The organism is Variovorax paradoxus (assembly GCA_016806145.1).
Classification (GTDB): Bacteria; Pseudomonadota; Gammaproteobacteria; order Burkholderiales; family Burkholderiaceae_C; genus Variovorax.
Window position 1 is genome coordinate 4702889 of record CP063166.1, and the last position, 20206, is coordinate 4723094.

Genomic DNA, 20206 nt, shown 5'->3' on the forward strand with positions numbered 1-20206 from the left:
CCCCTCTGGGGGAAGGCTGGGATGGGGGCTGCGGGCGCTCGACGCGCTTGCAACGATGGCAAGGCCCGGTGCCCCCACCCCAGCCCTCCCCCAGAGGGGGAGGGAGCCAACGCTCAGTGCGGTACTTCCGCCGGGCCGGAAGCCGCCGCGCGCTTCGGGCTGCGGATCAGCAGCAGCAGCGGGATCGCCACCAGCGTGATCACCATCATGATCGCGAAGTCGTCGAGGTAGCCGACCAGCGCGCCCTGCCGCGTGACCTCGGCGTTGAGCATCGCCAGGCCCAGCGGGTTGTCGGGCGACATCATCGAGGGCAGCGTGGCCAGCGCCGGATTGCCGGGCGCCACGCTGGTCGCGATCTGCGCATGGGCGGCGCTCGAACCCTCGGTGAGCAGCGCCTGCACGATCGAGATGCCCACGCTGCTGCCGATGTTGCGCAGCAGGCTGAAGATCGGCGTGCCCTGGTTGCGCAGCCGCGGCGCCAGCGTGGCGAAGGTGGCGGTCGACAGCGGCACGAAGGTGAAGCCGATGCCCAGGCCCTGCACGAAGCCCGAGACGATGATCAGCGTGCTGTCCATCTGCAGCGTGATGCGCGTCATCTGGTAGAGCGAGAAGGCCGTGAGCCCGAAGCCCAGCGCCATGATCGCGCGCACGTCCACGCGCTGCACCAGCCGCCCCACCACCAGCATCGCGATCATGGTGCCGATGCCGCGCGGCGCCGTGACCTGCCCCGTGTAGACCACCGGATAGCCCATCAGCCCCTGCAGGAAGTTGGGCAGCAGCGCCATGGTCGCGTACAGGATCATCCCGACGATGAAGGCGAACAGCAGGCCGGTGACGAAGTTGCGGTCCTTGAGCAGGTCGCGGTCGAAGAAGGAGACGCCGCGCACGGTCCAGGTGTGGACCACGAAGAAGCAGAAGGCCACCAGCGAGGCCGCGGCCTCGAGCCGGATCTCCCACGAGTCGAACCAGTCGATCTGCTCGCCGCGGTCGAGGAACAGCTGCAGCATGCCGATGGCGAGGCTCAGGGTGACGAAGCCGAAGATGTCGAGCTTCTCGCCCTGCGGCCGGCTCTCGGGCAGGTAGCGCGCGATGCCCCAGAAGGCGAAGACGCCCACCGGCAGGTTGATGAAGAAGACCCAGCGCCAGTCGAAGTTGTCGGTGAGCCAGCCGCCCAGCAGCGGCCCGAGGATCGGCCCGACCATGATGCCCGCGCCCCAGATCGCCATCGCCTGGCCGACCTTCTCGCGCGGGTTGATGTCCAGCAGCACCGCCTGCGACAGCGGCACCAGCGCCGCGCCGAAGATGCCCTGCAGCAGCCGCGCGCCGACGATGCCCACCAGCGAGGTCGCCAGGCCGCACAGCGCCGAGGCGATGGTGAAGCCGATCACCGAGATGATGAACACGCGCCGCCGGCCCCAGTGGCCGCAGAGCCAGCCGGTGAGCGGCAGCGCGATCGCCGAGGCCACGATGTAGGAGGTCAGCACCCAGGTGATCTGGTCCTGCGAGGCCTGCAGGCTGCCCTGCATGTGCGGCAGCGCGACGTTGGCGATCGTGGTGTCGAGCGCCTGCATGATGGTCGCGAGCATGATCGAGACGGTGATCATCCCGCGGTGCGGCACCGCGGCTCCGGGCGCGGCGCTCATTTGCCCTCGCCCTCGGGGCCGTTGCCGCCCGTGATCTCGAGCAGGCTGCCGCGCACCTTGCCGAGCAGCGCCAGCAGCTGGGCGCGCTCGCCGGGCGCCAGCACCGCCATCACGCGCGCATTGAGCCCGTCGCTGAGATTGAGGGCGGCATCGAGCGCCTTCTCGGCGCTGGGCTGCAGGTGGATCAGCTTCACGCGGCGGTCGGTGGCGCTGGCCTCGCGGCGGATCCAGCCGGCGGCCTCCATGCGGTCGCACAGGCCGCCCACGGCCATCGGCGTGAGCTCCAGCCGCTGCGCGAGCTCGGCCTGCGACAGCGGCGCCTCCTCGCCTTCCATGGCCAGCACGCCGAGCAGCCGGCACTGGGCGCTGCTCAGGCCGATGCGCTCGCGCGCGAGGCGGTCGAAGGCTTCGCCGTAGCGCTTGGCCACGTCCTTCACGATGAAGCCGAAACGCTGGCTGAAGTCCCTTTTCATAAGGGACTTGATTATCTACATGTTTATTAGTTGGGCCTTAGCGGCCCGCTCTCAGAGCCAGCCCGCGCGCCGGAACCGGTAGTAGAGATAGCCGCAGGTGGCCGCGATCAGCGCCAGCGCCGTGGGGTAGCCCCAGCGGAATTTCAGCTCGGGCATGAATTCGAAGTTCATGCCCCAGATGCCCGCGAAGGCGGTGCACACGGCGAAGATGCTGGCCCAGGCCGCGAGGCGCTTGGTGACTTCGCTCTCCTCGATCGTGACCATCGAGAGGTTGACCTGGATCGCGGTGGCCACCGTGTCGCGCATCGCGTCGATCGAGCCGTTGATGCGCCCCAGGTGGTCGCCCACGTCGCGGAAGTACTCCTGCGAACTCATGCAGATCTGCGGCACCCGACCGCCGTGCAGCTTGCCGGCCGCCTCGGTCAGCGGCGCGACCGCGCGCTTGAGCACCATGCTGCGGCGCTTGAGCTCGTAGAGCTGCTTGATCTTGTCGCGCGCCGCGCCGCCCTGCGTGAAGATCTGCTGCTCGATCGATTCGAGCTCGTCCTCGAGCGCGTCGATCACCGGGAAGTAGCGGTCGACCACGGCGTCCATCAGCGCATAGAGCACGAAGCCGGCACCGTTCTTCAGCAGCTCGGGCTCGCGCTCGCAGCGCTCGCGCACGCCGAGGAAGCCCTGGCGGCTGCGGTTGCGCACCGACAGCACGTAGTTGCTGCCCACGAACACGTCGACCTCGCCGACATGGATGCACTGCTCGCCGGCGTCCGAGGGCTCGACCAGATGCATCACCACGAACAGCGAGTCGCCGTACTCCTCGACCTTGGGCCGCTGGTGGCCGTGCTGGGCGTCCTCCACGGCCAGCGGATGCAGGCCGAACTCGAGCTGCATCACGACCAGTTCCTCGGGCGTGGCGTCGCTGAGCGCCACCCAGACGAAGCAGCCGGGCCGCGAGATGTAGTCGCTGATGCTCTCGACCGGGATGTCGGCCAGCTTGGCGCCGTTCTCGTAAGCCACGCAGTTGATCAGCATCGGCGCTCCAGGGTCGCGGTTGGATTCGGGGGTGCCGATGGTGCCACGGGGCGGCATGCCGCTGCCTGACCGCCGAGAGACGGAGCGCGAAAGTTAAAACATTCCTGATCGCAAGCGAGCGAAGGTTCTTTTGCGTGACTTTTTTCTCATTTCTTTCATCCGCCTACAGCTCTTACCGCGCAAAGACTGACAGGCGTTGTGCGGGCGATACACGAACATTGCTGCGCTGTCACGCAAAAGGGGCGCCCTACCGATAAAAGAAGAGCAGCCGCCCGCAGTCATCAGGGAAGAACTCCACCCGCCCACGTGCGGGTGTTTTTTTGCCCGCTCGCATCCTCTTCCCCTCGCTTCCCGCCCCGCGCCGCCCATCGGCTTGCGGGTCGGCCACAATACCGGGCGCCCCGCGCCATGGCCTGGCCGGGAACCCGCGACGAAGCGTCCATGCCCGAACTCTCAGACCGCACTTTCTCCAACGCCAGCAATGGCTTACGCGCCCATTCCGTGACAGATACCCCCGCCGCAGCCGCCCCCGATTACGCCGGTCACACGCCCATGATGGCGCAATACCTCCGGCTCAAGGCGGACCATCCGGACACCCTGCTCTTCTACCGGATGGGCGATTTCTACGAACTCTTCTGGGCCGACGCCGAGAAGGCCGCGCGCCTGCTCGACATCACGCTGACCCAGCGCGGCCAGTCGGCCGGGCAGCCGGTGGTGATGTGCGGCGTGCCCTTCCACTCGGTCGACACCTACCTCGGGCGGCTCATCAAGCTCGGCGAATCGGTGGCGATCTGCGAGCAGGTCGGCGAAGTCGGCGCCGCCAAGGGCCCGGTCGAGCGCAAGGTGGTGCGCGTGGTCACGCCCGGCACCCTGACCGATGCCGAACTGCTCAACGACAAGGCCGATGCCACGCTGCTGGCGGTGCATGCCGGCACGCGCAACTTCTGCGGCCTGGCCTGGCTCAGCGTGACCGGTGCCGAACTGCGGCTGGCCGAATGCCCGGCCGACGCGCTCGAGGCCTGGATCGCGCGCATCGCGCCGAGCGAGCTGCTCTACGGCGCCGAGGTCACGCCGGCCTTCGAGCAGCGGCTCAAGGCGGCGCGCAGCGCCACGCCCTTCACGCTGTCGGTGCGGCCGGCCTGGCAGTTCGACGGCGGCCTGGGCGAACGCAAGCTCAGCGAGCAGATGGGCAGCCAGAGCCTGGCAGCCTGGAATGCCGAATCGCTGACCAACGCCCATGCGGCGGCGGCCGCGCTGCTGGGCTATGCCGAGCACACGCAGGGCCGCGCGCTGTCGCACCTGCAGCGGCTCACGGTCGAGCGCGACGGCGACCTGATCGAGTTGCCGCCCACCACGCGGCGCAACCTCGAGCTGGTGCAGACGCTGCGCGGCGAGGACTCGCCCACGCTGTTCTCGCTGCTCGACACCTGCATGACCGGCATGGGCAGCCGCCTGCTCAAGCGCTGGCTGCTGGCGCCGCGGCGCGAGCGCGGCGACGCGCAGGCGCGGCTCGAGGCCATCGGCGCGCTGCAGGCCACCGTGCTCGGCGGCGCCGGCGCGCCCTGGCGCACGCTGCGCGAGCAGCTCAAGAACACCAGCGACGTGGAACGCATCGCGGCGCGCATCGCGCTGCGCCAGGTGCGCCCGCGCGAACTGCTGGCGCTGCGGCTGGCGCTGGCCAAGGCCGAGCAGCTCGCGCCCGCCCTGCCCGGCGCCGCGGCGCTGCTGGCGCAGATCGCCGAACGGCTGGCGCCGCCGCCGGGCTGCGCCGAGCTGCTCGCGAGCGCGATCAAGCCCGACCCGGCCGCGCTGGTGCGCGACGGCGGCGTGATCGCTACCGGCCACGACGCCGAGCTCGACGAGCTGCGCGAGATCAGCGAGAACTGCGACGACTTCCTGCTCAAGCTCGAGGTCAGCGAGCGCGAGCGCACCGGCATCAGCAACCTGCGGGTGCAGTTCAACCGGGTGCACGGCTTCTACATCGAGGTGACGCAGAGCGCGCTGTCGAAGGTGCCCGACAACTACCGCCGCCGCCAGACGCTGAAGAACGCCGAGCGCTTCATCACGCCCGAGCTCAAGGCCTTCGAGGACAAGGCACTGAGCGCGCAGGACCGCGCGCTGGCGCGCGAGAAGTGGCTCTACGAGCAGCTGCTCGACGCGCTGCAGGCCTCGGTGCCCGCGCTCACGCGCCTGGCCACGGCGCTCGCCACGCTCGACGCGCTGTGCGCGCTGGCCGAGCGCTCGCACACGCTGCACTGGCGCGCGCCGAGCTTCGTCTCGCACCCGTGCATCGAGATCCAGCAGGGCCGCCATCCGGTGGTCGAGGCGCGGCTGGCCGAGAAATCCTCGGGCGGCTTCATCGCCAACGACACCCAGCTCGGCCCGCAGCAGCGCATGCAGGTCATCACCGGCCCCAACATGGGCGGCAAGTCGACCTACATGCGGCAGGTGGCGATCATCGTGCTGCTGGCCTCCATCGGCTCGCACGTGCCGGCCGCGGCCTGCCGGCTGGGGCCGATCGACGCCATCCACACCCGCATCGGCGCGGCCGACGACCTGGCCAACGCGCAGTCGACCTTCATGCTCGAGATGACCGAGGCCGCGCAGATCCTGCACGGCGCCACCGCGCAGTCGCTGGTGCTGATGGACGAGATCGGCCGCGGCACCAGCACCTTCGACGGGCTCGCGCTGGCCGCGGGCATCGCGGCCCAGCTGCACGACCGCGCCAAGGCCTTCACGCTGTTCGCCACCCACTACTTCGAGCTCACGGAATTCCCGGCCACGCACCATGGCGCGGTCAACATGCACGTGAGCGCCACCGAGGCCGGCCGCGACATCGTGTTCCTGCACGAGATGCAGCCCGGCCCGGCCAGCAAGAGCTATGGGATCCAGGTCGCGCGGCTGGCGGGCATGCCCGCGGCGGTGGTCAACCATGCGCGCCAGGCGCTGGAAGCGCTCGAGTCGCAGCATGCGCAAACGCGGGCCCAGGTCGACCTGTTCGCCCCGCCGCCGGCCTCCGAGACCCCCCTGATCAGCGCCGTAGAATCCGCGCTGTCCGCGCTCGACCCCGACGCGATGACCCCGCGCGAAGCCCTCGACGCGCTCTACGCCTTACAGAAACTGAATGCACGCGACCGCGGAGCCCCATGAGCAGGCACTGCTCTTGCGAGACGAAAAAATGACATATTGCGTAGGCATCAAACTCAACGCCGGCCTGGTGTTCCTGTCCGATTCGCGCACCAACGCGGGCGTGGACCACATCAGCACCTTCCGCAAGATGATCGTCTACGAGCAGCCCGGCGACCGCGTCATGGTGCTGCTGTCCTCGGGCAACCTCAGCATCTCGCAGTCGGTGCGCGAGATCCTGCAGATCGAGGAACTGCGCGAGACGCAGGAGAACGGCGAGCCCGGCACGCCGACCACGATCTGGAACGCCAAGAGCATGTTCGATGCCGCGCGCGTGCTCGGCTCGGCCGTGCGCCACGTCTACGACCGCGATGCCGAGGCGCTCAAGCATGCGGGCCTGGACTTCAACGTCTCGTTCATCTTCGGCGGCCAGGTCAAGGGCGAGGGCATGCGCCTGTTCCTGGTCTACGCGGCCGGCAACTTCATCGAGGCCACGACAGAAACGCCCTACTTCCAGATCGGCGAATCGAAGTACGGCAAGCCGGTGCTCGACCGCGTGCTCACGCCCGAGACACCGCTCGACGAGGCCGCCAAGTGCGCGCTGGTGTCGATGGACTCGACCATGAAGTCCAACCTCTCGGTCGGCCTGCCACTGGACCTCGTGGTCTACGAGGCCAACAAGCTCGAGACCGACCGCGTGATATGCATCGACGCCGACAACCCCTACTACCGCATGGTGCACAACAGCTGGGGCCAGAAGCTGCGCGAGGTGTTCGACAGCATCGAGGACCCGGTGTGGGACGACAGCGCCACCGAGCATCCGCTGAAGATGCCGGCCACGCGGCACGGCGCGCTGCGCAAGATCTCCACGCCCGACGAAAAGCTCATCTGACCCCCGTGCCGCCGATCGTCTTCTCGCACGGCAACAGCTTTCCCGCGAGCACCTACCGCGTCGTCCTCGACAGCCTGCGCAACCGCGGCTTCGAGGTCGATGCCATCGAGAAATTCGGGCACGACCCGAAGTACCCCGTCACCGACAACTGGCCGCACCTGGTCGAGCAGCTGGCCGACTTCGCGCGGCCGCGCGCCGAACGCGCGGGCGGCCCGGTGTTCCTGGTCGGCCATTCGCTCGGCGGCTTCCTGAGCCTGATGTGCGCCGCGCGGCATCCCGAGCTGGCGCGCGGCGTGGTGCTGGTCGACTCGCCGATCCTCGGCGGCTGGCGCGCCAACACGCTCAACATGGTGAAGCGCACGCCACTCATGAAGAGCATCTCGCCGGGCGCGATCAGCCGCCGGCGTCGCAACAGCTGGGAGCACCGCGAGGCGGTGTTCGAGCATTTCCGCAGCAAGAAGGCCTTCGCGAAGTGGGACGAGCAGGTGCTGCACGACTACATCGACCACGGCACCTTCGATAGCGAGGACACGCGCGCGCTGAGCTTCGACCGCGACGTCGAGACTGCCATCTACAACACGCTGCCGCACAACCTCGGCGCGCTGCTGCGCAGCCATCCGCTCAAGTGCAAGGCGGCCTTCATCGGCGGGCGCCAGTCGGCGGAGATGAAGCGCGTGGGCATGGCGATGACGCAGCAGGTGACCAAGGGCCGCATCGCGATGCTCGACGGCACGCACCTGTTTCCGATGGAGAAGCCGCTGGCGACCGCGGCGGCGATCGAGGCGGCGGTGCGCAACCTGATGGGCTGAAGGGCCCACCCACCCGTTCGGGCTGAGCCTGTCGAAGCCGTGCGCAAGGCTTCGACAGGCTCAGCCCGAACGGATAGGGCCATTCAACGGAATCTGGCCCGGTAATCGAGCGGCGGCACCCCGAAGCGCCGCTGGAACGCGCGCCGCATGATCTCCTCCGAACCGAAGCCGCAGCGCTGCGCCACCGCCTTGATGGTCGCGCCCGACGATTCCAGCAGCCGCGTCGCGCGGTCCAGCCGCATGCGTTCGACCGCGTGCGCGGGCGTGACGCCGGTGCGCTGCAGGTAGAAGCGCGCGAAGGTGCGCGGCGCCATCGCCATGCGGTCGGCCAGCCGCGCCACGTCGAGCGTCTCGTGCAGGTGCTCGTCGATCCAGCCATGCAGCGATTCGATGCGCGGGTCCTCGGCCTCCTGCGCGAGCAGCGCGCTGCTGAACTGCGACTGCCCGCCCGGGCGCTTGTAGAACACCACCAGCTTCTTCGCCACGCCGATGGCGATGGCGCGGCCGAGGTCGGCCTCGACCATGCCCAGCGCCATGTCGATGCCGGCCGTGACGCCGGCCGAGGTCCAGCGGCGGCCGTCGCGGAAATAGATCGCGTCTCGCTGCACCTCGATGCGCGGGAAGGCCGCGCCCAGCGCGTCGCAAGCGCCCCAGTGGGTGGCGGCGCGGCAGCCGTCGAGCAGACCCGCGCGGCCCAGCACGAAGGCGCCGGTGCACACCGATGCGACGCGGTCGAAGCGCGCGCCATGGCGGCGCAGCCAGGCCTCGGCGGCCTCGGTGCCGCCACCGCCGAGCTGCGTCGACGGATTCCAGGCGGCCGGCCCGCCGGGCGCGACCACGGTGCTGGTGCCCGCCTCGGCATGGCGCACGCGCGCGGGCCAGGCCTCGGCGTGCACCGCGAGCCCGCTCGAGCTCGCCACCGGCCCCGCCCTGGCGGCCAGCACGCGCGTGCGGTAGACCGGCGCGCGGCCCGCGAGCCGCAGCTCGTCGTTGGCGGTGGCGAACACCTGCAGCGGACCCGACACGTCGAGCAGCTGGAAGCGCTCGAACACCACGAACCAGACGGGCAGGATCGACATGGGGACGTTGCCTTCGCGAAGGAGAAAGACGCAGCAGAACCGAAGCCCGCGCGCCGCGCCAGGGCTGGCAGGAATGATGGGGCAATTGTCTCGAATGCCAGCGTTTCGCTTCCTAGACTGGGCCGATCCCCCCAACCTGGAGTCTCCCCATGAAGATCGGCATGCTCGTCTTTCCCGACATCACCGCGACCGACTACGTCGCGCCCGCGGACCTGCTGGTGCGCATTCCCGGCGCCAGCCTCTCGCTGGTGTGGAAGCACACCGACCCGATCCGCACCGAGCTCGGCTGGGAGTTCCGCGCCACGCAGGCGATGGCCGACTGCCCGCAGTTCGACATGCTCGTGGTGCCCGGCGGCCCCGGCGTCGCAGCGCTGTTCGAGGACCGCGAGACGGTCGACTTCCTCGCGCGCCAGGGCCGCGGCGCGCGCTGGGTGGTCGGCATCTGCACCGGCCCGCTGCTGCTGGGCGTGGCCGGCCTGCTCGAAGGCTACGAGGCCACCTGCCACTGGGCCTCGCACGAACTGCTGGCAATGGTCGGCGCGACGCCGCGCGACCAGCGCGTGGTGGTCGACCGCAACCGCATCACCGGCGCCGGCGTGACCTCGGGCATCGACTGCGCGCTGCGCGCGATCGCGCAGGCCACCGACGACGACACGGCGCGCGCGATCCAGCTGTTCGCCGAGTACGACCCGCAGCCGCCGTTCGACAGCGGCGCACCGGCCAAGGCGCCGGCCCACATCGTCGAGGCGGCGCGCGCGCGCGTGGCCGGCGTGGTGGCCGAGCGGCGCGCGATCCTGGCGCGCATCGGGCGCACGGCGCCGGTGGCCGCCTGAACCGAGGGAGGACTGCATGACCGCATCTCTGCCCCGCCGCTCGGCACTGGCCCTCGGCGCCGGCCTGCTGGCCGCGCCCTTCCTGCGCGCGCGGGCCGAAGGCAACCCGATCCGCATCCTCGTCGGCTACGCGGCCGGCGGCCCGGCCGACATCGCGGCGCGCATCGTGGCCGAGAAGCTCGCGCTGCAGCTGCAGCAGCCGGTGGTGGTCGACAACCGGCCCGGCGCCGGCGGCCAGCTCGCGGCGATCGCGCTCAAGGCCGCGCCGGCCGACGGCTCGGTGCTGATGCTGACCAACACCCACACGGTGGCGACGGTGCCGCTGACGGTGAAGAACCCGGGCTTCTCGACCACGCGCGACTTCCGACCCGTGGGCAGCGTCGCCACCTTCGAGCTCGCCCTCGCGACCAATCCCGCGACCACCAACGCCTCGAACCTCGCGGCCTTCGGGCGCTGGCTCGCCACGCACCGCGGCGACGCCGCCATCGGCGTGCCGGCCGCGGCCAGCGCGCCCGAGTTCATGGCGAGCCGGATCGCGCGCCACTTCCAGGTCGAGAGCCTGCCCGTGCCCTACAAGGGCTCGGCGCCGATGCTGCCCGACCTGCTCGGCGGCACGCTGCACGGCGCGATCACCAGCGTGTCGGACTTCCTGCCCTACCACCGCAGCGGCCGGCTGCGCATCCTCGCGTCGACGCGGCGCACGCCGCTGCTGCCCGAGGTGCCGTCGTTCGAGGAGGCCGGCCTGTCCGGCATGGAGCTCACCGAGCTGCTGGGCCTCTACGCGGGCGCCGGCGTGCCCGAGGCCACGGTGGCGCGCTACAACGCCGCGCTGGCCCAGGTGCTGGCGCAGCCCGAGGTGGTGGAGAAGTTCAAGGGCCTCGACATGACGACCGTGCCCGGCACGCCGGCCGACCAGGGCGAGCGGCTCGCGAAGATCGACCGCATGCTCGGGCAGCTCGTGAAGGATTCGGGCTTCAAGCTCTGAATCAGGCGTCCGCGGGCTCGCAGCGCACCGCATCGCCCGCGCGCAGCGGGCCGCCCGCGAGCACGCGCGCGGTCAGCCCGCCATGGCCGCGCATCGCGTTGTAGCCGCCCGGGCCCAGCAGCTCCTCCATGCGCGAGCAGGGCTCGCACGGGCCGGTGATCTCGAGCCGCACCGTGTCGCCGAGCCGCAGCACCAGCGGCTGGTCGCGGAACAGCGAGCGCGCGGCGATCAGGTTCAGGCCCGACACCACGAGGTTGCGCCGCAGCAGCGCGGCGTCGACGGCCGCATGGCCGGTCAGCGCGGCGATCACGCCCAGGTGCTCGGCCTGGATCAGCGTGACCTGGCGCTTGCCGCCGGGTTTGGCCGCGCTCGCGCGGTCGCCTTCCAGTCCCAGGCCGGCGAACGCCTGCGCGCCCTCGACGGCCTGCACGGGCTGGCGCCGCGCGGGCCGCAGGTAGAGGGCCTCGAGACGGCCGGCGCGCGGAAACTGGCGCATGAGTTCGCGAAGGTCGGGCATGCCCGCGATTGTCCGTGGCGCTGCTCGCGCCAGCAAAACCACGGCGGCGATACAAATTGCAATAACTGGCGACAATCCGGGGAAAACGCCCCGCCGCCAATGTCCACGCCCCTTCCGGAAACCCCAGAACCCGTGTCGCTGACCCCCGCGCTGGTGGTCGAGGACGACCCGGCCATGCAGCAGCGGCTGGCCCACGTGCTCGGCACCTTGGGCTGCACGGCGCCGCAGATCGCCTGGGCCGACAGCGTGGCCTCGGCACGGACGCTGCTGGCCGAGCGCAGCTTCGGCGTGGCGCTGGTCGACATCGGGCTGCCCGACGGCAGCGGCGTCGACCTGATCGGCTGGCTGCGGCAGCACCATCCGCGCCTGCCGGCGGTGGTGATCTCGGCCTACCGCACCGAGGAAACCATCTTCGCGGCGCTGCGCGCGGGCGCCATCGGCTACCTGCTGAAGGAGCGCGACGACCTCGAGCTCGGCATCGCGCTGCGCAGCATCGAACAGGGCGGCGCGCCGATCGATCCCGCGATCGCGCGGCGCATCCTGGGCTGGCTCACGCTCCAGCCGAACGCCACGCCCGCGCCGCTGCCGGTCCCGGCCATGACCGCCGACACCCAGCCCGGCGAGCTGCTGCCCGCCGCCGGCGCCACGCCATCGAAAGAGGACGCACCCGCCGCCGCGCTGCTGAGCCGGCGCGAGCACCGCATCCTCGAACTGGTGTCGCAGGGCCTCAGCAACCGCGACATGGCCGAAATGCTCTCGATCTCCCGATTGACCGTGGAATGCCACACCAAGAACATCTACCGCAAGCTGGCCGTCGGATCGCGCACCGAGGCGGTGTACCAGGCGCGGCTGCACGGGCTGCTGCGCTGAGCTTCCTGCGCCGCCTGGCCATGGCGCTGGCGCTGCTGCTGTGCGCGCACGGCGCGCCGGCCCAGGACTTCCCCGCGCTGCGCGTCGAGGCCGTGCGCGCCGCCGGCTGGAACGACACCCGCCCGCCCGAGGACGGCTGGGAGCCGGTCGCCGCCCTGCCCGACAACTGGGCCGACCGCTGGAGCGGCTTCGACGGCGTGGCCTGGTACCGGCTGCGCTGGGAACAGCCGGCCGAACCGCGCGAGACCGGCCTGCTGCTGCACTACCTCAACATGGCCGGCGCCGTGTACCTCAACGGCACGCCGATCTCGCGCGACGCCAGCCTGGTCGAGCCGCTCACGCGGGCCTGGAACACGCCGCGCTACTGGCTGCTGGCGCCGCCGCTGCTGCGCGCGGGCACCAACACCCTGTTGGTGCGCGTCTCCGGGCTCGCGGTCTACCAGGCCGGGCTCGGGCCCGTCGTGGTCGGGCCGCCGGCCGTGCTGCAGGCCACCTACGACCGCGAGCGCGTGGTGCGGCGCGACCTGCAGGTGCTGGGCCTCGCGGTCAGCGCGGCGGTGTCGGCCTTCTTCGCGGCGCTGTGGCTGCTGCGGCGGCGCGAAACGGCCTACGGCTGGTTCGCGCTGATGTCGATGCTGTGGCTGCTGTTCGGCTACAACCAGATCGCCACCAGCCCCTGGCCCTTCGCCACCACCTCGGCCTGGCAGGCGCTCAACACCTCGCTGCTGCTGGTCTTCAGCACCGCCTACGCGGTGTTCGCGCTGCGCTTCTGCGACCGCCGCATGCCGTTGCTCGAGGGCGTTTCGCTGCTGGCGGCGGCCATCGGTGTGCTCGACCTGTGGCTGGCCGCGCCTGCGGCGCTGCCGCTGCACCGCGCGATCTGGACGCTGGTGGGCGGGCTGACGATCATCGTGGTCAACAGCGCCGCCATCGTCCACGCCTGGCGCCACCGCGGCAGCCCGATGCGCTCGCTCGCGCCCTTCATGGCGGTGTCGGCGCTCACCGGCGCGCACGACCTGCTGGTGTTCACCCAGGTGATCGACAGCAACCTCTACTACACGACCATGTCTTCGTACGTGCTGCTGCTGGGCATGGCGCTCACGCAGGCCGGGCGCTTCGTGCAGAGCCTGCGCCGCATCGAGAACTTCAACACCGAGCTGATCCAGGAAGTGAACGCGGCCAAGGACGAGCTCGCGGCCACGCTGTCGCAGCGGCATGCGCTGGAGCTCGCGCATGCGCGCATCGGCGAGCGCGTGAACCTCGCGAGCGACCTGCACGACGGCCTGGGCGGCATGCTGGTGGGCAGCATCGCGACGCTGGAGCGCACGCCCGAGCACCTGAGCGCGCCGCAGCTGCTGGCCATGCTCAAGCGGCTGCGCGACGACCTGCGGCTGATCATCGACGCCAACGGCAGCGACGACGGCGCGCATGCGCTCGCCGACCTGGTGGCGCCGCTGCGGCACCGGCTCACGCAGCTGCTCGAGGCCAACGGCATCGAATGCCGCTGGCGCGTGGAAGGCCTGCAGGCGCTGACGCTCGCGCCTTCGCAGAACCTGGACCTGCTGCGCTTCCTGCAGGAGGCGCTGACCAACGTGCTGCGCCACAGCGGCGCGCGGCGGGTCGACGTGTCATTGGTGGAAGAGAACGGCCAGCTGCGGCTGGAGGTGCGCGACGACGGCCGCGGCTTCGAACCCGAGGCGCCGCCGCGCCCCGAGGGCACCGGCCTGCGCAGCCTGCGCACGCGGGCGCGGCGGCTGGGCGGGGCCTTCGAGATCGCCTCGGCGCCGGGTGCCACCCGCGTCGGGCTGCGGATGCCGGTCGGCGCGGCCTGAGGCGAAGGCTAGCGCCTCACTCGGCCCAGACGATCCAGCCCTGCCAGGCGGTGACGAGGATCAGGATGCCGAAGGCGATGCGGTACCAGGCGAACGGGATGAAGCTGTGCGAGCTGATGTAGCGCAGCAGCCAGCGCACGCACAGCCAGGCGCTGAGGAACGAGAACAGCAGGCCGACCGCGAACAGCGGGATGTCGGCCACCGACAGCAGCGAGCGCACCTTGTAGAGGCTGTAGACGCCGGCGCCGATCAGCGTCGGGATCGCGAGGAAGAACGAGAAGTCGGTGGCCGCCTGGCGCGACAGCCCCAGCAGCATGCCGCCGATGATGGTGGAGCCGCTGCGGCTGGTGCCCGGCACCATCGCGAAGCACTGCACCAGGCCGACCTTGAGGGCGTCCCAGGGCGTCATGTCGTCGACGTTCTCGACCCGCACCGAGCCCGGCGGCCGCTTCTCGGCCCACAGGATGATGAAGCCGCCGATGATGAAGGTGCTGGCCACCACGGCCGGCGTGAACAGGTGTTCCTTGATGACCTTGCCGAACAAGAGGCCCAGCACCACCGCGGGCAGGAAGCCGATCAGCACGTTGAGCGCGAAGCGCTGCGCCTTGGCCTGGCGCGGCAGCGCCACCACGGTCGAGCGGATCTTCTGCCAATAGACCATGATCACCGCGAAGATTGCGCCGGTCTGGATCGCGATCTCGAACACCTTGCCGCGCTCGTCGTCGAAGCCGCCGAGCAGCGAGCCCGCAAGAATCAGGTGGCCGGTCGACGAGATCGGGAGAAATTCGGTCAGCCCCTCCACGATGCCCATGACGGCGGCCTTGACCAACAGAACGATATCCAACGCGTACTCCTTGAAAGAGCGGCAATTATCGCGAGGGAGCCGGTCAGGTCCGGTTCAGGCTCCGCGGGCTGCCGCCGTGGCTCGGCGGCCCATCTTCGTATCGTTCTATGACATACCTAGTTTGGGGGATGGCGCCCACCGCCGGGCGCGGTCACAGTCCACTCGCGCCGACGCCCCACGTCGGCGGCCAACCGAAGGACATTGCATGCTCGCCCCCGCGCCCGAGCGCGAAAAAGACGCCGACGAACTGCTGCTGTGCCTCGAGGAACATGCGTCGACCGCCGACGACCATGCGGCGCACGCGCGCCGCGATGCGCGCCGCCGCGACGCCGAACGGCAGGCCGCCCTGTGCCGCGCCGCCCGCGCCACCGGCGCCTCGACCGGCGAGCTGGAACGGCTCGCGCGCTGCCTCGGCGAGATCGACCGCCGCGGCCGTGGCGCCACGCTGGTGGCCGAGGGCCAGGTCGCGGCCGACCGGCTGTCGCAGCGCCTGCAGCCGCTGGACCTGGAAGACGGCCACATGGCCTGGCAGATGGCCGGCGCCGCCGAATACATCGAACGCGGACTGACGCAGGCGCTCGACCCCGCCCATGACCGCAAGTGGTATGCGCGCTGGCAGCTCTGGAGCTTCCTGCTCGGCGGCGCCGATGCCGCCCATGCGCTGGCGCTGCAGGGCCTGGCGCTGCGGCCCTGCGGACCGCGCGACCCGCAGGCCGATCTCACGGCGCGCGCGCGCCGCATCCTCGAGAGCTGGCGCCGCACCTCGTGCACCTGCTTCTGGAGCGCGATGGAGGACTGCGTGCGGCAGCAGGGCTTCTCGCTCGAGACCCAGGCCTACCTGATGCACGCGGTGGCGACCCTGTTCGACGGCGATGCGATGAAGCTCTCGAACGCCGAGTGCGAGCGGCTCAACGAGCTGCTGGTCGAGACCTACTGCGACGCGCTGGGCACCAGCGGCGCCATGCCCTCGGCCGAGATCTACCGCCGCATGGCCGACGGCCTGCAGGCCGTGGACCGCGCGACCGGGCGCCCGCGCACGCTCGGGCGCAGCGACGCGGCGCAGATCGCCGCCACCGCGATCTACACGCTGCTGCGCGGCGACCGTTCAGCCTGAGGTGCGCCGGCGCAGCGCGCGCACCGCGCTGTCGACCGTGGTCAGCACCGGCAGCCCCGAGGCGCTTTCGCAGGCCGCGCGGGCGCGGGCCATGCTGAACTGCGCGAGCGCGATGTGGCTGCAGCCCTGCGCGCGCAAGGCCTCGGCCTGCGCCGCGATCAACGCATCGTGCCGCGCCCCGTCGCCCGCGTTGAGCGCCTCGAGCGCCCCTTCGGCGAGTGCCGGCACCAGCGAGACGCCGGCCGGGAATTCGGGCGGCATCGAGGCCAGCGTGGGCGCGAAGGTCGCGATCAGCCCGAGCCGCGCGCCGGGGCCGGCTTCATGCAGCGCCTGCACCGCCTCCTCCACCATCGCCTCGTTGGGCTTGAGCACCGGCAGCGCCGCATGGCGCTTGGCCACCGCCTCGATGCAGGCACCGAAGGCCGAGCAGGTGAAGAGGATGCCCTCGGCGCCGGTGTCGACCGCGTATTGCGCGAGCCGCTGGAAGCGCTCGTGCATGGCCGCGTCGAGCCCGCGTCCGTCGCGCGCGAGATCGGCCGACAGGCTGTCGTCGAGCAGGTTCATGCGCAGCGCCCGCGGCCAGTCGCGCGCGAAGGCCTCGTTGATGGGCGCGACCGAATGCGCGAGCGCGTGGATCAGGGCGATGCGGGTCATGGAAAACGTGTTGCGGCTCAGATGCCCTTCGACGAGGGATTGGTGAAGGCTTCCTTCGTCTCGGCGTTGAGCGGGTAGTTGATGTTGATGCCCTTGGGCGGAATGGGCGAGGTGAACCACTTGCCGTAGAGCGTCTCCATCTCGCCGGACTTCATCATGCCCGAGACCACGCGGTCGACGATGGCCTTGAAGGCCGGATCGTCCTTGCGGAACATCAGCGACTGGTTCTCGGTGCGCAGGCTCTCGCCGGTGATCAGGAAGTCCTTCGGGTTGCGCGCATTCGCCAGTTGGCCGGCCAGCAGGATGTCGTCGAGCACGAAGGCCTGCGCGCGGCCGCTCTCCACCAGCAGGAAGGAATCGCTGTGGTCCTTGCCGCCGAGGCTCGTGACCTCGAGGTTCTTGCCCTTGTCGGCCTCGCGCAGCAGCCGGAACGAGGTGGTGCCGGTGGTGGTCACCACCGTCTTGCCCTGCAGGTCGGCGATGCTCCTGATGCCCGAATCGGCCTTCACCAGCATGCGCACGTTGTAGCGGAAGATGTCGGGCGAGAAGGCCACCAGCTTCTGGCGCTCGACCAGGTTGGTGGTGGAGCCGCACTCGATGTCGACCGTGCCGTTCTGCACCAGCGGGATGCGGTTGGCCGAGGTCACGGCCTGGTAGCGGATCTCGATCGCCGGCATCCTGAGTTCGCTCTTCACCGCTTCCACGATGCGCTTGCAGATCTCGATGCTGTAGCCGACCGGCTTGAGGTTGCCGTCGAGGTACGAGAAGCCGAACGAGGACTCGCGGTAGCCGAAGGTGATGGCACCGCTGGCCTTGATCTTGGCGAGGGTGTCGTTCTCCTGCGCGCTCGCGGAAAGCGCCGGCAGCACGAGGGCGGCGGCGAGCAGAAAGAAGGAAAACGGCAGGCGTGGCTTGGGCATGGAGGGGCTCCTCGAGGCGGTGGGTGAAGGAAAAAGGGAAGGAAGAAGCGCGAGCTCAGCCCGCGGCGCGGCGCGTGACCGCGTCGACGGCATCCGCGAGCCGCGCGGCGATCTCGCGCAGTTCGTCGCGCGTGGCGACGAAGGGCGGCGCGAGCAGCACGTGGTCGCCCTGGCGGCCGTCGACCGTGCCGCCGAAGGGATAGCACAGCAGCCCGCGCGCCATCGCCTCCTTCTTGACGGCCGCATGCAGCTTGAGCGCGGGATCGAAGGGCGTCCTGCCCGCGCGCTCGGCCACCAGTTCGAGGCCCCAGAAGAAGCCGCGGCCGCGGATGTCGCCCACGTGCGGATGGGCGCCGAGCGCCTCGGCCAGCATCGCGCCGAAGGCGATGCCGTCCTCGCGCACCTTCGCGACCAGGCCCGCGCGCCGGATCGTCTGCTGCACCGCGAGCGCGGCGGCGCAGGCCATCGGATGGCCGAGGTAGGTGTGGCCATGCTGGAAGAAGCCGCTGCCCTGCGACATCGCCTCGACCACCCTGCGCTGCGCGAGCACCGCGCCCACCGGCTGGTAGCCGCCGCCCAGGCCCTTGGCGATGGTCATCAGGTCGGGCACCACGCCCTCCTGCTCGCAGGCATGCAAGCTGCCGGTGCGGCCCATGCCGCACATCACCTCGTCGAGGATCAGCAGCACGCCGTACTTGTCGCAGACCGCACGCACCGCCTGGAAGTAGCCCGGCACCGGCACCAGCACGCCGGCGGTGGCTCCGCCCACGGTCTCGGCGACGAAGGCGATCACGCGGTCGGCGCCCTGCGCGAGGATCGCGGCCTCGAGCTCGTTCGCAAGCCGCTGGCCGTATTGCGCCGGGCTCTCGTCGGCGCGCTGCTCGCGGTAGGGATAGCAGGGCGACACGTGCGTGGCCGGCACCAGGATCGGCGCGAAGGGCTCGCGCCGCCAGGCATTGCCGCCGACCGCGAGCGCGCCCAGTGTGTTGCCGTGGTAGCTCTGGCGCCGCGCGATGAAGTGGGTGCGCTGCGGCTGGCCGATCTCGACGAAGTACTGGCGCGCCATCTTGAGCGCGGCCTCCACCGCCTCGGAACCGCCGCTCACGAGGTAGGCATGGCTCATGCCTTCGGGCGCCGCGCCGATCAGCTCGTCGGCCAGGCGCTCGGCCACCTCGCTGGTGAAGAAGCTGGTGTGGGCATAGGCCAGCCGGTCGATCTGCGCATGCATCGCGGCCAGCACCTCGGGATGCGCATGGCCCAGCGAGGACACGGCCGCACCGCCCGAGGCATCGAGGTATTCGCGGCCCTCGGCGTCGCGGATGTAGAGGCCGTGCGAGCCCGTGGCGACGGGCGGGGTCTGGCGGAGATGGCGGTGGAAGACGTGCGTCATGGCGTGGAGACCGGCGGATGGAGTTTGGAACCAACGTTTCGTCGAATTATTTCCTGGAACATTTGTTCCGTCAACCGTTCCGCTCGTTTCGCCTGTTCCAGCCCCGGCACGGGACAGCGGGTACGCCTCCGGTACATTCGTTCCAACGCCAAAAAAAGAGGAACGCCGCCATGGGCGCCAGAGACCAGATCCGCCAGCGCTTCGACGAGCTGAGCCCCGCGCTGCAGCAGGTGGCGCGCTACGTGCTCGACCATCCGAACGAGGTGGTCACGGGCTCGATGCGCGGCATCGGCACGCGCGCGCAGAGCACGCCCGCCACCCTGGTGCGCTTCGCCCAGACGCTGGGCTTCGACGGCTGGCCGCAGCTCAAGGCCGCCTTCGCCACCGATATGGGCCTGGGCACGGAGGCCTACGGCGCACGCGCGCAGCAGCTCGTGGGCCGCGCGCGCGACCGCGGCCTGACCGGCGAGATGTTCGAGGTGCAGCGCCGCAACCTCGAGGCCACGCAGCAGCAGAGCGGACAGGCGCTGCAGAAGGTCTGCGCGCTGATGGAGAAGGCGCCCGCGGTGCACGCGGCCGGCTTTCGCGCCTGCTACCCGATCGCCTTCTCCTTCGTCTACGTCTACCGGCTCTTTCGCGCCAGCGTGCACCTGGTCGACGGCCAGGGCGGCACGCTCGAGATGCAGCAGCGCGCCTTCGGGCGCGGCGACGTGGTGCTGATCGCGAGCTTCGCGCCCTACTCGCGCGAGGCGCTGCAGGTGGCCGAGGCCGCCAAGGCCGCGGGCAGCCGCATCGTGGCGCTGACCGACAGCCTCGGCTCACCGCTCTCGCTGCGCGCCGACGAGACGCTGCTTTTCACCATCCACAGCCCCTCGTTCTTCCCCTCGGTGGCCGCGGGCGTGGCCGTGGCCGAGGCGCTGGTCGAGCTGCTCGCGAGCCGCGCGGGCAAGGCCGTGATCCGACGCATCGACCAGGCCGAGGCGCAGCTGTTCGAGTCGGGCGCGTACCTGGTGCCACCGGTGGCGCGCGGCGGCTGAGCGCGAGCACTCGCCTGATCGACTCATACCGTTCGGGCTGAGCTTGTCGAAGCCTCGCGCGGCGCTTCGACAAGCTCAGCGTGAACGGGGATAGGGATTGAGATGGGCAAAGCGGAACCACTGGCAAAGCCGCGCAGTCCAACCTCGGTCGCGGTCGCG

Annotated in this window: 18 protein-coding genes; 9 read left to right on the plus strand and 9 right to left on the minus strand. The window is 70.5% G+C overall.

Annotated elements, in window-relative coordinates; all coding sequences use genetic code 11:
- Positions 1-113: 113 nt before the first annotated feature.
- The 3 genes from INQ48_21965 to corA are packed head-to-tail and all read right to left on the minus strand — an operon-like array spanning position 114 to position 3145.
- Positions 114-1643: a DHA2 family efflux MFS transporter permease subunit gene (locus INQ48_21965; GenBank protein ID QRF56024.1), complete on the minus strand. Its 1530-nt coding sequence runs from the start codon at positions 1641-1643 to the stop codon at positions 114-116.
- Positions 1640-2116 (minus strand): MarR family transcriptional regulator, encoded by a 477-nt coding sequence (locus INQ48_21970; protein QRF56025.1) that lies wholly within the window; start codon positions 2114-2116, stop codon positions 1640-1642. Before INQ48_21970 ends, INQ48_21965 begins: the two co-directional genes overlap by 4 nt.
- Positions 2117-2167: 51 nt before the next feature.
- Positions 2168-3145, minus strand: coding sequence for a magnesium/cobalt transporter CorA (corA, locus tag INQ48_21975; GenBank protein QRF60839.1), 978 nt, complete (start codon positions 3143-3145; stop codon positions 2168-2170).
- Positions 3146-3697: 552 nt separating this feature from the next.
- On the opposite strand from corA, the gene mutS reads away from it, so the two are divergent.
- Genes mutS through INQ48_21990 form a run of 3 tightly spaced genes read left to right on the plus strand, consistent with a single transcriptional unit; the run spans position 3698 to position 7972 of the window.
- Positions 3698-6295, plus strand: a complete 2598-nt coding sequence (gene mutS, locus INQ48_21980) for a DNA mismatch repair protein MutS (GenBank protein ID QRF56026.1) — start codon at positions 3698-3700, stop codon at positions 6293-6295.
- A 28-nt stretch (positions 6296-6323) separates the two neighbouring features.
- Positions 6324-7163, plus strand: a complete 840-nt coding sequence (locus tag INQ48_21985; protein ID QRF56027.1) for a proteasome-type protease — start codon at positions 6324-6326, stop codon at positions 7161-7163.
- Between the two features lie 5 nt (positions 7164-7168).
- Entirely contained in the window at positions 7169-7972 is an 804-nt protein-coding gene (locus INQ48_21990) for an alpha/beta hydrolase (GenBank protein ID QRF56028.1), read from the plus strand.
- Between the two features lie 83 nt (positions 7973-8055).
- On the opposite strand, the gene INQ48_21995 is transcribed toward INQ48_21990, so the two are convergent.
- Entirely contained in the window at positions 8056-9051 is a 996-nt protein-coding gene (locus INQ48_21995; GenBank protein QRF56029.1) for a GlxA family transcriptional regulator, read from the minus strand.
- 149 nt (positions 9052-9200) lie between these two features.
- On the opposite strand from INQ48_21995, the gene INQ48_22000 reads away from it, so the two are divergent.
- Together INQ48_22000 and INQ48_22005 are read left to right on the plus strand one after the other, a co-directional pair.
- A complete protein-coding gene (locus INQ48_22000; GenBank protein ID QRF56030.1) occupies positions 9201-9884 on the plus strand; it encodes a DJ-1/PfpI family protein in 684 nt (227 codons plus the stop codon).
- Between the two features lie 16 nt (positions 9885-9900).
- On the plus strand, positions 9901-10869 hold the full coding sequence (locus INQ48_22005; GenBank protein QRF56031.1) for a Twin-arginine translocation pathway signal: 969 nt from the start codon (positions 9901-9903) through the stop codon (positions 10867-10869).
- Between the two features lies 1 nt (position 10870).
- Here INQ48_22005 and INQ48_22010 read toward each other — a convergent pair whose 3' ends face one another.
- Positions 10871-11386 carry an MOSC domain-containing protein gene (locus INQ48_22010; protein QRF56032.1) on the minus strand — a complete coding sequence of 172 codons (516 nt, stop codon included), beginning with the start codon at positions 11384-11386 and terminating at the stop codon, positions 10871-10873.
- Between the two features lie 99 nt (positions 11387-11485).
- Between INQ48_22010 and INQ48_22015 the strand changes: the two genes are divergently transcribed.
- Both INQ48_22015 and INQ48_22020 read left to right on the plus strand, forming a co-directional pair.
- Complete coding sequence (locus INQ48_22015) at positions 11486-12256, plus strand: response regulator transcription factor (protein ID QRF56033.1); 771 nt, start codon at positions 11486-11488, stop codon at positions 12254-12256.
- Positions 12166-14088, plus strand: a complete 1923-nt coding sequence (locus INQ48_22020; GenBank protein QRF56034.1) for a histidine kinase — start codon at positions 12166-12168, stop codon at positions 14086-14088. Before INQ48_22015 ends, INQ48_22020 begins: the two co-directional genes overlap by 91 nt.
- Before the next feature lie 16 nt (positions 14089-14104).
- Here the strand turns inward: INQ48_22020 and INQ48_22025 are convergent, their stop codons facing one another.
- Positions 14105-14932, minus strand: a complete 828-nt coding sequence (locus INQ48_22025; protein ID QRF56035.1) for an undecaprenyl-diphosphate phosphatase — start codon at positions 14930-14932, stop codon at positions 14105-14107.
- A gap of 205 nt (positions 14933-15137) precedes the next feature.
- On the opposite strand from INQ48_22025, the gene INQ48_22030 reads away from it, so the two are divergent.
- Positions 15138-16046: a hypothetical protein gene (locus INQ48_22030; protein ID QRF56036.1), complete on the plus strand. Its 909-nt coding sequence runs from the start codon at positions 15138-15140 to the stop codon at positions 16044-16046.
- Here INQ48_22030 and INQ48_22035 read toward each other — a convergent pair.
- The 3 genes from INQ48_22035 to INQ48_22045 are packed head-to-tail and all read right to left on the minus strand — an operon-like array spanning position 16038 to position 19010.
- Complete coding sequence (locus INQ48_22035) at positions 16038-16700, minus strand: arylsulfatase (protein QRF56037.1); 663 nt, start codon at positions 16698-16700, stop codon at positions 16038-16040. The two genes, INQ48_22030 and INQ48_22035, sit on opposite strands and share 9 nt — an antisense overlap.
- A gap of 17 nt (positions 16701-16717) precedes the next feature.
- Positions 16718-17620 carry an amino acid ABC transporter substrate-binding protein gene (locus tag INQ48_22040; protein QRF56038.1) on the minus strand — a complete coding sequence of 301 codons (903 nt, stop codon included), beginning with the start codon at positions 17618-17620 and terminating at the stop codon, positions 16718-16720.
- A gap of 55 nt (positions 17621-17675) precedes the next feature.
- A complete protein-coding gene (locus tag INQ48_22045; protein ID QRF56039.1) occupies positions 17676-19010 on the minus strand; it encodes an aspartate aminotransferase family protein in 1335 nt (444 codons plus the stop codon).
- Between the two features lie 170 nt (positions 19011-19180).
- Here INQ48_22045 and INQ48_22050 point away from each other — a divergent pair, with 170 nt between their 5' ends.
- Complete coding sequence (locus INQ48_22050; GenBank protein ID QRF56040.1) at positions 19181-20047, plus strand: MurR/RpiR family transcriptional regulator; 867 nt, start codon at positions 19181-19183, stop codon at positions 20045-20047.
- Positions 20048-20206: the final 159 nt, after the last annotated feature.

Excerpts from the sequence above, each read along its gene's own strand:
- INQ48_21965 (QRF56024.1), bottom strand. The coding sequence starts at position 1,643 with ATGAGCGCCGCGCCCGGAGCCGCGGTGCCGCACCGCGGGATGATCACC.
- INQ48_21970 (QRF56025.1), bottom strand. The coding sequence starts at position 2,116 with ATGAAAAGGGACTTCAGCCAGCGTTTCGGCTTCATCGTGAAGGACGTG.
- corA (QRF60839.1), bottom strand. The coding sequence starts at position 3,145 with ATGCTGATCAACTGCGTGGCTTACGAGAACGGCGCCAAGCTGGCCGAC.
- mutS (QRF56026.1), top strand. The coding sequence starts at position 3,698 with ATGATGGCGCAATACCTCCGGCTCAAGGCGGACCATCCGGACACCCTG.
- INQ48_21985 (QRF56027.1), top strand. The coding sequence starts at position 6,324 with ATGACATATTGCGTAGGCATCAAACTCAACGCCGGCCTGGTGTTCCTG.
- INQ48_21995 (QRF56029.1), bottom strand. The coding sequence starts at position 9,051 with ATGTCGATCCTGCCCGTCTGGTTCGTGGTGTTCGAGCGCTTCCAGCTG.
- INQ48_22000 (QRF56030.1), top strand. The coding sequence starts at position 9,201 with ATGAAGATCGGCATGCTCGTCTTTCCCGACATCACCGCGACCGACTAC.
- INQ48_22005 (QRF56031.1), top strand. The coding sequence starts at position 9,901 with ATGACCGCATCTCTGCCCCGCCGCTCGGCACTGGCCCTCGGCGCCGGC.
- INQ48_22010 (QRF56032.1), bottom strand. The coding sequence starts at position 11,386 with ATGCCCGACCTTCGCGAACTCATGCGCCAGTTTCCGCGCGCCGGCCGT.
- INQ48_22015 (QRF56033.1), top strand. The coding sequence starts at position 11,486 with ATGTCCACGCCCCTTCCGGAAACCCCAGAACCCGTGTCGCTGACCCCC.
- INQ48_22020 (QRF56034.1), top strand. The coding sequence starts at position 12,166 with ATGCCACACCAAGAACATCTACCGCAAGCTGGCCGTCGGATCGCGCAC.
- INQ48_22030 (QRF56036.1), top strand. The coding sequence starts at position 15,138 with ATGCTCGCCCCCGCGCCCGAGCGCGAAAAAGACGCCGACGAACTGCTG.
- INQ48_22035 (QRF56037.1), bottom strand. The coding sequence starts at position 16,700 with ATGACCCGCATCGCCCTGATCCACGCGCTCGCGCATTCGGTCGCGCCC.
- INQ48_22040 (QRF56038.1), bottom strand. The coding sequence starts at position 17,620 with ATGCCCAAGCCACGCCTGCCGTTTTCCTTCTTTCTGCTCGCCGCCGCC.
- INQ48_22045 (QRF56039.1), bottom strand. The coding sequence starts at position 19,010 with ATGACGCACGTCTTCCACCGCCATCTCCGCCAGACCCCGCCCGTCGCC.
- INQ48_22050 (QRF56040.1), top strand. The coding sequence starts at position 19,181 with ATGGGCGCCAGAGACCAGATCCGCCAGCGCTTCGACGAGCTGAGCCCC.